The sequence below is a fragment of the Stenotrophomonas sp. YJH_SMC_94-11 genome, assembly GCF_059370435.1.
Genome location: NZ_JCAFTR010000007.1, coordinates 1 through 15,021 on the forward strand (window position 1 = coordinate 1; position 15,021 = coordinate 15,021).

At 65.3% G+C, this 15,021-nt stretch carries 12 protein-coding genes and 1 pseudogene; 9 read left to right on the top strand and 4 right to left on the bottom strand.

The window, feature by feature from the left end; all coding sequences use genetic code 11:
* From AC5P74_RS13075 to AC5P74_RS13100, 6 genes and pseudogenes are all read left to right on the top strand, one after another.
* A pseudogene (locus AC5P74_RS13075) lies at positions 1 to 364 on the top strand (methyl-accepting chemotaxis protein); the annotation flags it as partial.
* A 37-nt stretch (positions 365 to 401) separates the two neighbouring features.
* A complete protein-coding gene (locus tag AC5P74_RS13080; RefSeq protein WP_495204968.1) occupies positions 402 to 1,271 on the top strand; it encodes a CheR family methyltransferase in 870 nt (289 codons plus the stop codon).
* Complete coding sequence (gene cheD / locus AC5P74_RS13085) at positions 1,268 to 1,864, top strand: chemoreceptor glutamine deamidase CheD (protein ID WP_053499420.1); 597 nt, start codon at positions 1,268 to 1,270, stop codon at positions 1,862 to 1,864. The genes AC5P74_RS13080 and cheD overlap by 4 nt, the downstream gene beginning before the upstream one ends.
* Positions 1,861 to 2,934, top strand: a complete 1,074-nt coding sequence (locus tag AC5P74_RS13090) for a protein-glutamate methylesterase/protein-glutamine glutaminase (RefSeq protein WP_005416406.1) — start codon at positions 1,861 to 1,863, stop codon at positions 2,932 to 2,934. Before cheD ends, AC5P74_RS13090 begins: the two co-directional genes overlap by 4 nt.
* A 409-nt stretch (positions 2,935 to 3,343) precedes the next feature.
* Positions 3,344 to 3,982: a hypothetical protein gene (locus AC5P74_RS13095; protein ID WP_065184922.1), complete on the top strand. Its 639-nt coding sequence runs from the start codon at positions 3,344 to 3,346 to the stop codon at positions 3,980 to 3,982.
* Positions 3,979 to 5,454 carry an XVIPCD domain-containing protein gene (locus AC5P74_RS13100; protein WP_343648366.1) on the top strand — a complete coding sequence of 492 codons (1,476 nt, stop codon included), beginning with the start codon at positions 3,979 to 3,981 and terminating at the stop codon, positions 5,452 to 5,454. Before AC5P74_RS13095 ends, AC5P74_RS13100 begins: the two co-directional genes overlap by 4 nt.
* A gap of 145 nt (positions 5,455 to 5,599) precedes the next feature.
* Here the strand turns inward: AC5P74_RS13100 and acnB are convergent, their stop codons facing one another.
* Genes acnB through AC5P74_RS13115 form a run of 3 tightly spaced genes read right to left on the bottom strand, consistent with a single transcriptional unit; the run spans position 5,600 to position 8,865 of the window.
* Complete coding sequence (acnB, locus tag AC5P74_RS13105) at positions 5,600 to 8,191, bottom strand: bifunctional aconitate hydratase 2/2-methylisocitrate dehydratase (RefSeq protein WP_495204969.1); 2,592 nt, start codon at positions 8,189 to 8,191, stop codon at positions 5,600 to 5,602.
* A 44-nt stretch (positions 8,192 to 8,235) separates the two neighbouring features.
* The gene (locus AC5P74_RS13110; RefSeq protein WP_005416402.1) at positions 8,236 to 8,634 is read right to left on the bottom strand and encodes a type II toxin-antitoxin system VapC family toxin; all 399 of its coding nucleotides are present in this window, start codon (positions 8,632 to 8,634) and stop codon (positions 8,236 to 8,238) included.
* Between the two features lie 6 nt (positions 8,635 to 8,640).
* Positions 8,641 to 8,865: an AbrB/MazE/SpoVT family DNA-binding domain-containing protein gene (locus tag AC5P74_RS13115; protein ID WP_005409505.1), complete on the bottom strand. Its 225-nt coding sequence runs from the start codon at positions 8,863 to 8,865 to the stop codon at positions 8,641 to 8,643.
* Positions 8,866 to 9,048: 183 nt separating this feature from the next.
* Here AC5P74_RS13115 and bamE point away from each other — a divergent pair, with 183 nt between their 5' ends.
* The gene (gene bamE, locus AC5P74_RS13120; protein ID WP_346607967.1) at positions 9,049 to 9,408 is read left to right on the top strand and encodes an outer membrane protein assembly factor BamE domain-containing protein; all 360 of its coding nucleotides are present in this window, start codon (positions 9,049 to 9,051) and stop codon (positions 9,406 to 9,408) included.
* 373 nt (positions 9,409 to 9,781) lie between these two features.
* A complete protein-coding gene (gene acnA / locus AC5P74_RS13125) occupies positions 9,782 to 12,535 on the top strand; it encodes an aconitate hydratase AcnA (RefSeq protein ID WP_346607966.1) in 2,754 nt (917 codons plus the stop codon).
* Between the two features lie 147 nt (positions 12,536 to 12,682).
* Here acnA and AC5P74_RS13130 read toward each other — a convergent pair whose 3' ends face one another.
* Positions 12,683 to 14,233 (bottom strand): BCCT family transporter, encoded by a 1,551-nt coding sequence (locus AC5P74_RS13130; RefSeq protein ID WP_005416395.1) that lies wholly within the window; start codon positions 14,231 to 14,233, stop codon positions 12,683 to 12,685.
* A 170-nt stretch (positions 14,234 to 14,403) separates the two neighbouring features.
* On the opposite strand from AC5P74_RS13130, the gene betI reads away from it, so the two are divergent.
* On the top strand, positions 14,404 to 14,994 hold the full coding sequence (betI, locus tag AC5P74_RS13135; protein WP_005416394.1) for a transcriptional regulator BetI: 591 nt from the start codon (positions 14,404 to 14,406) through the stop codon (positions 14,992 to 14,994).
* Positions 14,995 to 15,021: the final 27 nt, after the last annotated feature.

The following is a 15,021-nucleotide window of genomic DNA, read 5'->3' on the forward strand; positions in this document are numbered from 1 at the left end:
CATGGCCGAGATCTCCGCCGCCTCGCAGGAACAGTCGGCCGGCATCGAGCAGGTCAACCAGACCGTGGTGCAGATGGACGAAACCACCCAGCAGAATGCCGCGCTGGTGGAGGAAGCCACCGCTGCCGCACGTGCGATGGAAGATCAGGCCGCACAGCTTGCAGATGCCGTGGCGATCTTCCGGCTCGACAACCAGGTCTCGGCCGCGATGCAGGCCGTTGCCGCGCGGGTCGAGCCGGCGAGAGTCACCACCGTGGCACCTCCGCAGCCAAGCCGCGCGGCAGCACCTGCACCGATATCGCCACGTCGTAGCAGCAACGCCGGCACCTTCGTCGCCAGCGACAGCGACTGGCAGGAATTCTGAGACCCACCCGTAGCGGCTTCGGCCGCTGCCCCCGCCGATGGACACGTCCCCCGTGCAAAGTCCTACTCCCATCGTTACCGGCCCACGCGAATTCGAGTTCGCCGACCGTGATTTCCGTCGCGTCTGCGACCTGATCTACCAGCGCGTGGGCATTGCGCTTGCGCCGGCAAAGCGCGACATGGTCTATGGCCGCCTGTCGCGCCGCCTGCGCACGCTGGGCATGCGCAGCTTCCAGCAGTACCTGGACCATCTGGAGCAGGAAGATGGTGACGAGTGGCAGGCGTTCACCAACGCCCTGACCACCAATCTGACCTCGTTCTTCCGCGAACCGCACCACTTCGACAAGCTGCGCGAAGAACTGCAGCAGCGCTCCAGCCGCACGCCGTTGCTGCTGTGGTCGTGCGCGGCGTCCACCGGCGAAGAGCCCTATTCGATGGCGATCACCGCGTGCGAGGCCTTTGGCACCCTGAAGCCGCCGGTACGCATCATCGCCACTGACGTCGACACCCAGGTGCTGGCCACCGCCGGCCGTGGCGTCTACAACATCGATCGCGTCGCCAGCCTCGATCCGGACCTGCGCCGCCGCTACTTCCAGCGTGGCAGCGGCCCCAACGAGGGCCAGTGCCGCGTGCTGCCTGCGCTGCGCGAGCTGATCGAATTCCGCCCGTTGAACCTGCTCGCCCCGCGCTACGACGTCGGTGGCCCGTTCGACGCACTGTTCTGCCGCAACGTGATGATCTACTTTGACAAGCCGACCCAGCGCGTGATCCTCGGCCGCCTGGTGCAGCACCTGGCCGATGACGGTCTGCTCTACACCGGCCATTCGGAGAACTATCTGCACGCCGCCGACCTGATCCAGCCCTGCGGCCGCACCCTGTACCGCCGTGCGGCGAAGGCCGGCGCATGAATGCTTCGCTGCGTACCGACGATGTGATGCGCTACCAGGATGCGCGTTTCCAGACCATCGCCGCCAAGCTGCTGCCCACCCAGTACCTGGTGGTCGATGACACCACCGCGCTGACCACCACGCTGGGCTCGTGCGTAGCCGCCTGCCTGCGCGACCCGGTGCTGAAGATCGGCGGCATGAACCACTTCCTGCTGCCCGAGGGCAACGCCGGTGACGGCGCGCCCGCGCGCTACGGCAGCTACGCGATGGAACTGCTGATCAACGACATGCTCAAGCGTGGTGCCCACCGCAAGCGCATCGAGGCCAAGGTGTTCGGTGGCGCCAACGTGCTGAAGGGCTTCACCAGCAACCCGGTTGGCACCCGCAACGCCGAGTTTGTCCGCCAGTACCTTCAGGCCGAGCACATTCCGATCATTGCCGAGGACCTGTGCGGCATCCATCCGCGCAAGATCTGGTTCTTCGCCGATACCGGCCGCGTGGTGGTGCAGCGCCTGCCGCATGCGCATGAGGCCGAGGTGGCCGCCGCCGAATCGGCGGTGCGTGCGCGCCTGTCCAAGGCGCCGGTCACCGGTGGCGTGGAGCTGTTCGAATGACCTTCACCGGCAACGCCCCCTGCCGGGTCCTGATCGTCGACGACTCCGCCGTCGTGCGGCAGATGCTCACGGAAATCCTGTCCAGCGACCCGGCCATCGACGTGGTCGGCACCGCGGCTGACCCGCTGTTGGCACGCGAGAAGATCAAGCGCCTGCTCCCGGACGTGATCACCCTGGACGTGGAAATGCCGCGCATGGACGGGCTGGCGTTCCTGGAAAACCTGATGCGCCTGCATCCGCTGCCGGTGGTGATGATTTCTTCGCTGACCGAGCGAGGCGCCGACACCACCCTGCAGGCACTGGCGCTGGGCGCCGTGGATTTCGTCTCCAAGCCCAAGCTGGACGTGGCCCGCGGCCTGCAGGGCTATGCCGAGGAGATCATCGCCAAGGTCAAGATGGCGGCGCGCTCGCGCGTGCGTCCGCTTGTGCGTGCCAGCGCCCCCAAGCTCACGCTGGACGCAGCGCCGGCGACGCGTGCTGCCTCGCCGCAGTTCCGTACCACCGACCGCCTGATCGCGATCGGCTCGTCAGCCGGTGGCACCGAAGCGCTGCGCGTGGTGCTGGAAGGCATGCCTGCCGATGCACCCGCCGTGGTGATGACCCAGCACCTGCCGGCCAGCTTCAGCAGCGCCTTTGCCGAACGCCTGGACCGACACTCGGCAATGGCCGTGCGCGAGGCCAGCGACGGCGAAGCGGTGCTGCCCGGCCACGCCTACCTCCCGCCCGGCGGCAAGCACCTGCGCATCATCCGCGACGGTGCGCGCTGGCGCTGCCGCGTCGACGACGGCCCGGCAGTGAACCGGCACAAGCCCGCGGTGGACGTGCTGTTCCGCTCGGTCGCGCAGAGCGCCGGTGGCAATGCCATCGGTGCCATCCTCACCGGCATGGGTGACGACGGCGCGCGCGGCCTGCTGGAAATGCGCCAGGCCGGCGCCCCAACGCTGGTGCAGGACGAAGCGACCAGCGTGGTCTGGGGCATGCCCGGTGCCGCGTTCAAGCTGGGCGCTGCCGAGGAACAGGTGCCACTGGAGCGGATCGCCGAGCGGTTGCTCGCCCTCGCCCGCGGCTGACAGGCCCCTGTAGAGCCGAGCCCACGCTCGGCTCCGCTCCCTGCTGGACACCTGCAAGAGACGTCAGGCTCCATTGCCGATCCGCCGCCAGCACTTTCGACATGTTTCAACGGCGCTGATCGAGGTTTGATCCTGCCGCAAGCCATGCGCGCCAAACGGGAGGCCCGCAGGACACCGACTTGGAGCGCGGCTGGAGCGGGTCGTATAGTCAGGTATCGCACCGCAATGGAACGCCGATGAACGTTACCCCGCAAGGCCGCGCTGCTCGGGTACACAGGGTGGGAAGTCCGGGTAACGGACAATACCCACTGCGCAACCTGTCGCATTTGCCCGGATGTGGCGCCGTCGTTCGCGATGAGACCGCATGTTCCAAGGATCAAGGACAATCCTGCAGCGACATGGACCGCTCATGCTGAAATCCGTCCCCAGCCTTGCTCATGTTGCGTTGATCGCCTTGATCACACTGGTTGTCGCAGGCTGCAACAAGGAACGCTCGTTCCCGGTCTATCGCGAGAATCCTGCGCCAAGGGATGCGCTGCCGATTGTGATTCGGGTCCACGATGCACCCGTGGATGTTCCCGTTCCTTCGGTCTTCGTCACGTATGAGATAGACCCACTCTGTCTGCCTCCGGTCAACAATTGGGAGGGGGTGCAGTACGAGCCGAACCAGCACAAGGTTGAGGTTCAGGCACAGCGCCTCAGTGCAACTGAATTCAGCAGTGCTGTTTTCAACGACGGTATGGAAGTTGCCGACTATTACGGTCGTGGCCCGTGCACTTGGACACCCGTGCTCGTGGAAGCTTCATTCGCCTTCATCATTGATGGTCGCCCAATTCGAGCGTCCGTCGCAGCACTGTTCAAGGAAATTGAGGGCGGGAGAACCTTCACTGCTTACGTAAAGCGCGCATTGCCGCCCTTGACCACAGGACAGTCGACAGAGCGGACGCCAACCGAGCCTTCAAGTTGGTACGAAAAGATGCCCCCAGAGAAGCGCGAGGAGTACTTTCCAATCGAAGTCTCCACACGGATTGAAGGAGCATCGCAATGAATCCTAGAGAAAGCGCGGCGCTTTCGGACAATGTCTATAAGGACCCGCTTCCGCCCGTCAGTTCCGACATCACCGTCGGCGGAACAAAGTATGAGGTCCTCGCTTGTCGTGACTCTGGGAGCGGATATCAGGGCATTGTCTACCTCAACATCAATACAAAGGAAGTCATCGTCGCCCATCGCGGTACCGAGTTTGATCGTCAGCCCATGCTTGATGGCGGCATCGACGCCGCGATGGTCACCGCCAGAGTCAACGCGCAACTGACTGACGCGCTGGCGCTGACAAAGCAAGCCCTCAGGCTGGCCGAAGAAAGGGGAGCCGGGCCAGTACACGTCACCGGCCACTCCCTGGGCGGCGCGCTCGCACAGATCACCGCACACCACTACAACCTCCCCGGCGACGCGTTCAATCCCTACGGTGCCGCCGGGCTGGCATATCGCCTTCCTGAAGGCCAGCCAGCCAGCGCGGCACCCTTCACCAACCATGTGATGGCAGGCGACCTGGTCAGTGCCGGCGGTCCCCATTACGGCAAGGTCGAGATGTATGCGCTGCCCAGGGAACTGGAGATCCTGCGCAACGCCGAGCACGGCCAGCGCATCGCCTCGATCGGAACACCCGGGATGAAGAGCGGCCATGTCATGTCCGCCGCGGTGGCGGTCCAGTTGGGCGACTCCCATCGAGTGGTTCATTTCCTTGATCGCATGACCGATAAGGGCCCGGTGCAATCTGTACTGGACAATCCACAGGCGCGCGTTACGGATCCTGAGGACCTGCGCCGGATTGCCGACTACCGCAGTGATGTTCATCAACTACGTGCGGGTGCGACCGTGCTTGTCGGCGGCGGGCCCGGTCTGCTGCGCGACGGTATCAATTTCCTGCGCGGTGTCGAGGAAGCCGGTGCATACGCCCGCCACGAAGCTGAAGCCGAGCAGCGGGCCCGCAATGCGCTCAGGCCTGGCGATAAACTGATCCAGGATGCAACCGACAAGGGCTCGCCCTCTCTCAGCAATCCCGCTTTCTCTCCCAGGACCCCTTTGCAGGAGAGCATTGAATCAACCTTGGACAGGGCAGGCCTGGATCCCAGGAAGGAAGGCCATCCAGACCATGCGCTCTACCGGCAGATTCGCGAGGGTGTATCCGCCGTGGATGCCAGGCACGGGCGCAGCTTCGATGAAACCAGTGAGCGCGTGACGGCCGGCCTGCTTGCGGCGGCCAAGGGCAGCGGCCTGGAACGCGTCGATCACGTTGTACTGGGCAATTCACCCAGCGATGGCCCAGCCTCTCGCATGTTCGTTGTGCAGGGAGCGCTCGACAATCCAGCACACCTGCGGGCGTCGGTTCCAATCAGTGAGGCCGTCAATACGCCCGTAGAACAGTCGCTCGCCAAGGCCGAGCAGATTTCGCAGGCACAACAGGTCGCCCAGCAGGACCTCGCCCACGAGCAGGCCCTCACCGCGAGGCGGATGGGCTAGGCCACCTGGCCGGGCACAATGAAAAACCCGGCTTTCACCTGCGTTTCTTCGTTTCAACGGGTTGCCTACCAGCGGCCGGCACTAGCGTGGGCCGTCCGCTCACAAAAAAACCCCCGGCGCGAGCCGGGGGTTTTTCGTTACCGCATCAGGCAGCGACCGTGCTGGCCACGTCCTGGTATTCCTCGATCTGGTCGAAGTTCATGTAGCGGTAGATCTCCGCACCATTGGCGTTGATCACGCCGATGTCCGCCATGTACTCCTCCTTGGTCGGGATGCGGCCAAGGCGCGAGCAGATCGCCGCCAGTTCCGCCGAACCCAGGTACACGTTGGTGTTGCGGCCCAGACGGTTCGGGAAGTTGCGGGTCGAGGTCGACATCGCGGTGGAGCCTTCGCGGATCTGCGCCTGGTTGCCCATGCACAGCGAGCAGCCCGGCATTTCCATGCGCGCACCCGCGCTGCCGAAGGTGCCGTACACGCCTTCCTTGGTCAGCTCCGAAGCGTCCATCTTGGTCGGCGGGGCCACCCACAGGCGGGTGGGAATATCACGCTTGCCTTCCAGCAGCTTCGCCGCCGCACGGAAGTGACCGATGTTGGTCATGCACGAGCCGATGAACACTTCGTCGATCTTGGCGCCAGCGACTTCGGACAGGGTCTTCACGTCGTCCGGGTCGTTCGGGCAGGCCACGATCGGCTCGTGGATATCGGCCAGGTCGATCTCGATGACGGCAGCGTATTCGGCGTCGGCATCCGGCTCCAGCAGCTGCGGGTTGGCCAGCCACGCTTCCATCTTCTCGATACGGCGCTGCAGCGAGCGCGGATCCTGGTAACCCTCGGCAATCATCCACTTCAGCAGGGTGATGTTGCTGGTCAGGTACTCGATGATCGGCTCCTTGTTCAGGCGCACCGAGCAACCTGCCGCCGAACGCTCGGCCGAGGCGTCGGACAGTTCGAACGCCTGTTCGACCTTCAGCTCCGGCAGGCCTTCGATCTCCAGGATACGGCCGGAGAAGATGTTCTTCTTGCCCGCCTTGGCCACGGTCAGCAGGCCCGACTTGATCGCGTACAACGGGATCGCGTTGACCAGGTCACGCAGGGTCACGCCCGGCTGCATCTTGCCCTTGAAGCGCACCAGCACCGACTCCGGCATGTCCAGCGGCATCACGCCGGTGGCAGCGGCGAAGGCGACCAGGCCCGAGCCGGCCGGGAACGAAATACCCACCGGGAAACGGGTGTGCGAGTCACCGCCGGTGCCGACCGTGTCCGGCAGCAGCATGCGGTTGAGCCAGCTGTGGATCACGCCGTCGCCCGGGCGCAGGGAAACGCCGCCACGGGTGGAGATGAACTCCGGCAGAGTGTGGTGCGTCTTCACGTCCACCGGCTTCGGGTAAGCGGCGGTGTGGCAGAACGACTGCATCACCAGGTCGGCCGAGAAGCCCAGGCAGGCCAGGTCCTTCAGCTCGTCACGGGTCATCGGGCCGGTGGTGTCCTGCGAGCCGACCGAGGTCATCTTCGGTTCGCAGTAGGTGCCCGGGCGCATGCCCTGGCCTTCCGGCAGGCCACAGGCGCGGCCAACCATCTTCTGCGCCAGCGAGAAGCCCTTGCCGGTATCGGCCGGCTGCACCGGCAGGCGGAACAGGTCGGTCGGGGCCAGGCCCAGCGCTTCGCGCGCCTTGCCGGTCAGACCACGGCCGATGATCAGCGGGATGCGGCCGCCGGCACGCACTTCGTCGAACAGCACGTCGGACTTGACCTGGAACTCGGCGATCACTTCGCCGTTCTTCAGCGCCTTGCCTTCGTACGGACGCAGCTCGATGACATCGCCGTGCTCCATCTTCGACACGTCCAGCTCGATCGGCAGCGCACCGGCATCTTCCATGGTGTTGTAGAAGATCGGGGCGATCTTGCCGCCCAGGCACACGCCGCCAGCGCGCTTGTTCGGGATGTACGGAATGTCATCGCCGGTCCACCACAGCACGCTGTTGGTGGCCGACTTGCGCGAGGAGCCGGTGCCGACCACGTCGCCGACGTAGGCGACCAGGTGGCCCTTGTCCTTCAGCGACAGGATCTGCCGGATCGGGCCGCGCTTGCCGTCTTCTTCCGGGGTGAACGGCGCGTCGTCGCGCTTGTTCTTCAGCATCGCCAGCGCGTGCATCGGAATGTCCGGGCGGGTGGTCGCGTCCGGTGCTGGCGACAGGTCATCGGTGTTGGTTTCGCCCGGCACCTTGAACACGGTGACGGTCAGGCTCTGCGGCACTTCCGGGTTGCTGGTGAACCACTCGGCATCGGCCCAGCTCTGCAGCACGGCCTGGGCGTTGGCGTTGCCGGCCTTGGCCTTCTCCTGCACGTCATGGAACGCATCGAACACCAGCAGGGTCTTCTTCAGGCCGTTGGCGGCGATGGTGCCGACGCTGGCGTCGTCCAGCAGCTGCACCAGCGGTGCAACGTTGTAGCCGCCGAGCATGGTGCCCAGCAGTTCGGTGGCGCGCTCGCGGCTGATCAGCGGGTTCTGCTCGCTGCCCAGCGCGATCGCCGCCAGGTACGAGGCCTTGACCTTGGCCGCGTCATCGACGCCGGCCGGCACGCGGTGGGTCAGCAGGTCGAGCAGGAACTCGGCCTCGCCCTGCGGCGGGTTCTTCAGCAGTTCGATGACATCGGCCGTCTGCTGCGCGCTCAGCGGCAGCGGCGGGATGCCAAGCGCAGCGCGCTCGGCGACGTGGTGGCGGTAGGCTTCCAACATGACAACTCCCGGGTAATGCGTAGGTTGAAAAATCAAAAGTGGGCTCAGGCGTGCGGCACGATCAGCTTCAGGCCCTTGAAGTAGTCGCGGTAAAACGTGTCGTTCCAGGTGATCAGGCCGTCGCACTGCAGCAGTGCGTGGGCGCCGACCATGAATTCGTCCAGGCTGCGACGGCTACCGCCGCGCTGGCGGTGACGGCGGTGCATCTCGCCAGCGCGCAGCGCCGACTTGGCTTCCATCGGGTTGAAGTGCACGCCCATCTCTTCCAGCGCTTCGAGCACCTCGGCACCACCGCGCAGCGATGCGCACACTTCGGCGAGGGTTGCGCCACAGACCACCACGCGGCCACCGACCAGGCTCTGCCGGAGGATGGCTTCCACGGCATCGGCCTGCGGGCCATTGCTGAGCAGCTCGACCAGCACCGGCGAATCGACGGCGATCATCACGGCTTACTCCTCGTCACGCACCGCGCGCACGGCCGCGTCGGATGACTCGAAGCCGTCCAGCGCGAACTTGCCGCGCGCCCGTGAAATGGCATCGTCAACACTCTTGCGCAGGATGATGCGGCTGCCGTCCAGCTCGACCTTCAGCAGCGTGCCCTTGGTCAGGCCGAGGGCATCACGCACCGCCTTGGGCAGGGTGATCTGTCCGCGTTCTGCAACGGTGGCTTCCATGGGTAGGCCTCAAAAAGTATGCATGAATTATACATACCTGACGTAACCACCTCAAATCGGGCGAACTGTGACCTTGAACCGGAATCAGTCGCATTCGACCGCTAGACTGGCCGGGCAGCTCACGCTGTACCGGGCCGGGACGCTCCGGCACCGCACGACCCCTCCGTCATAAAAGGACGTTCAATGCGCGCATTCATCCTGACCCTGGCTCTGGCCACCCCCCTTGCCCTGGCCGCAGGCCCGGCCCACGCCAACCCGTTCGCGGCCCACACCACCGGCACTGAGATCACCCAGAAGCAATTGGACGAGCTGGAGGTAGGCAAGGCGACCCAGGACCAGATCCGCGAGAAGTTTGGAGCGCCGACGCGTCGTGAGCAGCTGGGCGACACCCAGGTCTGGTACTACGACTACGCCAAGATCAAGCACTTCGGAAAGAACGTGCAGGAATCGACCGTCTTTGAGTTCGGCAAGGACAACGTACTCAAGGTGAAATCCAAGGGCGCGGCTCCAGCCAAGACCGGCAATCCGTTCCTGGGTGGCTGATTGCCACTGACTGGCGCGCTGCCCGTCGGCGGCGCGCCGCCCCCTGTGCCCGGTCAAGAACACCTCGACCGCCACGATGAAGATCGCTCAGCACGGCCCCCCAGCGCCTGCAGCACAACATGCTGCCGTCCACCTGTCCCCGGCGCCACACGGCACTGCCTCGAGCCTGTCAGCCCGCACTAGGTTCGGCGGCGCCATGACACGAAAACTACATACGAATATATAACCTTGCGTTCTGAGCCCGCAGTTCTGCGGCCCCGACGGCATCGGCGATACTGGCCTTCTGCCCGGCGGCACGGACTGCCGGCCACCGCAAGCAGGCCTGCCCATGCGCGGGCCACTGCAAGCCATCCGCAAGAAGGAGTTACCCCGCATGAGCGATTCGTTCTCCACCCGCAGCCAGCTGAATGTCGGTGGCAAGACCTACGACTACTTCAGCCTGCCCACGCTGGGCCAGCGCTTCGATATCTCCCACCTGCCCTACTCGATGAAGATCCTGCTGGAGAACCTGCTCCGGCACGAGGACGGCGGCATCACCGTCGGCAAGGACCACATCGAAGCCGTGGCCCGCTGGAACCCGGCGGCCGAGCCGGACACCGAGATCGCGTTCATGCCGGCGCGCGTGGTCCTGCAGGACTTCACCGGCGTGCCCTGCGTGGTCGACCTGGCCGCGATGCGCGATGCGGTGGTCAAGCTCGGCGGCAAGCCGGAGCAGATCAACCCGCAGATTCCCTCCGAACTGGTCATCGACCACTCGGTGCAGGTCGATGTGTTCGGCAAGCCCGACGCGCTGGACCTCAACGGCAAGATCGAGTTCCAGCGCAACCAGGAACGCTACGGCTTCCTGCGCTGGGGCCAGAAGGCCTTCGACAACTTCAAGGTGGTGCCGCCCAACACCGGTATCGTCCACCAGGTGAACCTGGAAAACCTTGCCCGCGTGGTGATGACCGCGGACAAGGACGGCAAGGCAGTGGCCTACCCGGATACGGTGTTTGGCACCGACAGCCACACCACCATGATCAATGGCATCGGCGTGCTGGGCTGGGGCGTGGGCGGCATCGAAGCGGAGGCCGCCATGCTCGGCCAGCCGTCGTCGATGCTGATCCCGCAGGTGGTCGGCTTCAAGCTGACCGGCAAGCTGCCCGAGGGCGCCACCGCCACCGACCTGGTGCTGACCGTCACCCAGATGCTGCGCAAGCTGGGCGTGGTGGGCAAGTTCGTCGAGTTCTACGGTGACGGCCTGCAGCACCTGCCGCTGGCCGACCGCGCCACCATCGGCAACATGGCCCCGGAGTACGGCGCCACCTGCGGCATCTTCCCGATCGACGCGGAATCGCTGAACTACCTGCGCCTGTCGGGCCGCAGCGAAGAGCAGATCAGCCTGGTCGAGGCCTACGCCAAGGCGCAGGGCCTGTGGCACGAACCCGGCAGCCCGCACGCCCAGTACAGCAGCACGCTGGAACTGGACATGGGCACGGTGAAGCCGTCGCTGGCCGGCCCGAAGCGCCCGCAGGACCGCGTGCTGCTGGAAGACGTGCAGAAGAACTACCGCGAAGCGCTGGTCGGCATGACTGCCAACCGTGACAAGCGCAGCGAGGACGTTGCCACCTTCGTCAACGAAGGCGGCGGCGCCGCGGTCGGCAACGAGCAGCTGGCCAAGGGCTTTGCCGACATCGAGATCGAAGGCCGCAAGGTGCGGCTGAAGGATGGCGCAGTGGTCATCGCCGCCATCACCTCGTGCACCAACACCTCCAACCCGGCGGTGATGATCGGTGCCGGCCTGCTGGCCCGCAACGCAGCCGCCAAGGGCCTGAACCGCCAGCCGTGGGTGAAGACCTCGCTCGGCCCGGGCTCGCGCGTGGTTACCGATTACCTTGAAAAGGCCGGTGTACTGAAGGAGCTGGAGAAGATCGGCTTCTACGTGGTCGGCTATGGCTGCACCACCTGCATCGGCAACTCCGGCCCGCTGCCGACCGAAGTCAGCGCCGGCATCGCCGCTGGCGATCTGGTGGTGACCTCGGTGCTGTCGGGCAACCGCAACTTCGAGGGCCGCGTGCACCCCGAAGTGAAGATGAACTACCTGGCCAGCCCGCCGCTGGTGGTGGCCTATGCCATCGCCGGCACCACCGACATCGACCTGACCACCCAGCCGCTGGGTACCGGCAGCGATGGCCAGCCGGTGTTCCTGCGCGACATCTGGCCAAGCAACAAGGAAATCGGCGATGTCATCGCCGCCACCATTGGCCCGGAGATGTTCAAGCAGAACTACGCCGATGTGTTCAAGGGTGACACCCGCTGGAACACCATCGCCTCGCCGGACGGCAACCTGTACGAGTGGAGCGACGCCTCCACCTACATCAAGAACCCGCCCTACTTCGATGGCATGACCATGCAGACCGGCAGCATCGACGACGTGCACGGCGCACGCGTGATGGGCCTGTTCGGCGACTCGATCACCACCGACCACATTTCCCCGGCCGGCAACATCAAGAAGGACTCGCCGGCAGGCCGCTTCCTGCAGGAGCGCGGCGTGCAGCCGGCCGACTTCAACAGCTACGGCAGCCGTCGCGGCAACGATGACGTGATGGTCCGCGGCACCTTCGCCAACATCCGCATCAAGAACCTGATGTTCGGTGGCGAGGAAGGCGGCAACACCCTGTACTACCCGGCCGGTGGTGGCCAGCCGGAAAAGCTGGCGATCTACGACGCGGCCATGAAGTACAAGGCCGACAAGGTGCCGCTGGTGGTGCTGGCCGGCAAGGAATACGGCACCGGATCGTCGCGTGACTGGGCGGCCAAGGGCACCCTGCTGCTGGGGGTGAAGGCGGTCATCGCCGAGAGCTTCGAGCGCATCCACCGCTCCAACCTGGTCGGCATGGGCGTGCTGCCGCTGCAGTTCCGCAACGGCGAGAACGCACAGACGCTGGGCCTGGACGGCTCGGAAGTGATCGACATCACCGGCCTGCAGGATGGTGCAAGCAAGCGCGCCACGGTTACCGCCACCAAGGCCGATGGCACGAAGAAGACCTTCGAGGTGTCGGTGATGCTGCTGACCCCGAAGGAAGTCGAGTACTTCCGTCATGGCGGCCTGCTGCAGTACGTGCTGCGCCAGCTGGCCAGCAAGTAACGGCGCGGCTGCGCCCGATTGAGGAAAGGGCCGGATCCTTGCGGATCCGGCCCTTTGCGTTTGCGATGCCCCCTGTAGAGCCGAGCCTGCGCTCGGCGGGTTCTGCGCCAACAGCAGCCGAGCAGGGGCTCGGCTCTACAGAAGCGCTCAGCGGCGCGGCGCGTCCGGGTCGGTGCGCAGGGCCTTCAACAGGCCCCACATGTAGAACGCCAGGGTGAACGAGAACGGCAGGCCGCACAGCACCACCGCCGTCTGCATCGCGCTGAAGTTGCCGGCCAGCAGCAGGCCGACGCTGGCCACGGTGATGCCGGCGGCCCAGAACACGCGCAGCCAGATCGGCGCGTCATGGCCATCTTCCACGCCATCGTCAACGCGACGGGTGCACAGGTTGGCGATCATCAGCGTGCCCGAGTCTACCGGGGTCAGGAACAGCACGAAGCCGATCACCACCGCAGCACCGGCCACGTACGGCGCCGCAGGCAGGTATTCCAGCAGCTTGAACAAGGTCATCGCTGCATCATGCTGGGCTACGTCCCCCAGGATCGCCTGGCCGTGGTTGAGCACCAGGTCGATGGCGGTATTGCCGAAGATCGACAGCCAGGCCAGGGTGAAGCCGAGCGGGATCAGCAGCACGCCCATGATCACTTCGCGGATGGTGCGGCCACGCGAGATGCGCGCCACGAAAAGGCCGACGAACGGCGCCCAGGCGATCCACCACGCCCAGTAGAACAGCGTCCACGAACCCATCCACTCACGGCCCTTGGGGTCGTTGAGGTACATGTCGAAGCTCTTGCGCACGAACGCGCCGAGGTAATCGCCGGTGTTCTGGATCAGGCCATCGAACAGGTGCAGGGTCGGGCCGGTGACCAGCACGAACAGCAGCAGGCCACACAGCAGGCGCACGTTGAGGTTGGACAGCCAGGCAATGCCCTTTTCCACGCCGGCCACCACGCCGATGGTGGCCACGACCATCATCACCAGCACGATCACCACCAGCACCTGCGGCGTATCCGGGATGTGGAACAGGTAGACCAGGCCGGACTGCACCACCAGCGCGCCGATGCCGAGGTTGGTCACCATCGAGATCAGCGTGGCCAGGATGCCGAAGCCATCGACCATGTCGCCGATGCGGCCGTGGATGCGCTCACCGAAGACCGGGTACAACGCAGAGCGCAGCGCCAGCGGCAGGTCCCGGCGATAGGCGAAATAGCCCAGTGCCACGCCGACCAGCGCATACAGCGCCCAGCCATGCAGGCCCCAGTGCAGGAAGGTCAGCACCATCGCTTCACGGCCGGCGGCCACGGTGCCGCCGGGTTGCCCGGGTGGATTGAGGAAATGATCCAGCGGCTCGTAGGCGCCGTAGTACAGCAGCGCGATGCCGATGCCGGCCGAGAACAGCATCGAAACCCAGGCGACATAGCCGAAGGCCGGTGATTCCTCGTTGTGGCCCAGGCGGATGCGGCCGTACGGCGAGAACGCCAGCCACAGCACGAAGCCCAGGCACAGCACGATCAGCAGCATGTACCACCAGCCGAACGCGGCCGACACTTCGGCCTGCGCCCATTGCAGCCAGTGCTCGCTGCCTTCGGGATAGAGAACGGTGAGCAGCCCGAGGATGCCGATCGACACCGAGGAGCTGAGGAAGACAAAACGGTTCAAGCGCAGGGGCGAACGCTTGGGATGAGCCAGGGAAGACATGGGGTCGTCTCATCAAGTCCGAGGGAGCACATGGGCGGGGCCGGACCGGTAAACCGGGCCCATGGCGTGGGGCGCGAGCGCATCCTAGGGTTTATTGATTGAACGTTCAATCAATAAAAAGCATAATGGCGGGCAGCCCGATCCTTCGGGTCGCAAACCGTGGAGAGACAATGCCGAAGAAAGGCGTGGAACCGGTACGGCGCGAACAGCTGATCCGGGCCACTTTCCAGACCATCGACGAGATCGGCATGGCCGATGCCACTGTCGCCACCATCGCGAAGAAGGCGGGGTTGTCCAGCGGCATCGTCGCCCACTACTTCGGCGACAAGGACGGCCTGCTCAATGCTGCAATGCGGCAGATCCTGCGCGAACTGAAGGACGCCGTCGCCCGCTACCGCGCAGACGCCGGCGACGATCCGCGCGAGCAGCTGCGCGCCATCGTCGATGGCAACTTCGACGACAGCCAGATCAACGGCACCGCGATGCGCGTCTGGCTCACCTTCTGGGCCGCCAGCATGCACCAGCCGGAACTGGCCCGGCTGCAGCGCGCCAACGACCAGCGCCTGTTCTCCAACCTGTGCCACCAGTTCAACCGCCTGCTGCCCCACCCGCAGGCCCGCCTGGCTGCCCGCGGCCTGGCCGCGATGATCGATGGCCTGTGGCTGCGCGGCAGCCTGGTCGGCGGCCAGTTCAACGCCGAGAAGTCCCGGCGCATCGCTTACGGCTACATCGACTTCCAGTTGCAGGCTGTCGCGCTATAAGCGCTCCAGCACCCGCCCCCTTCCAAG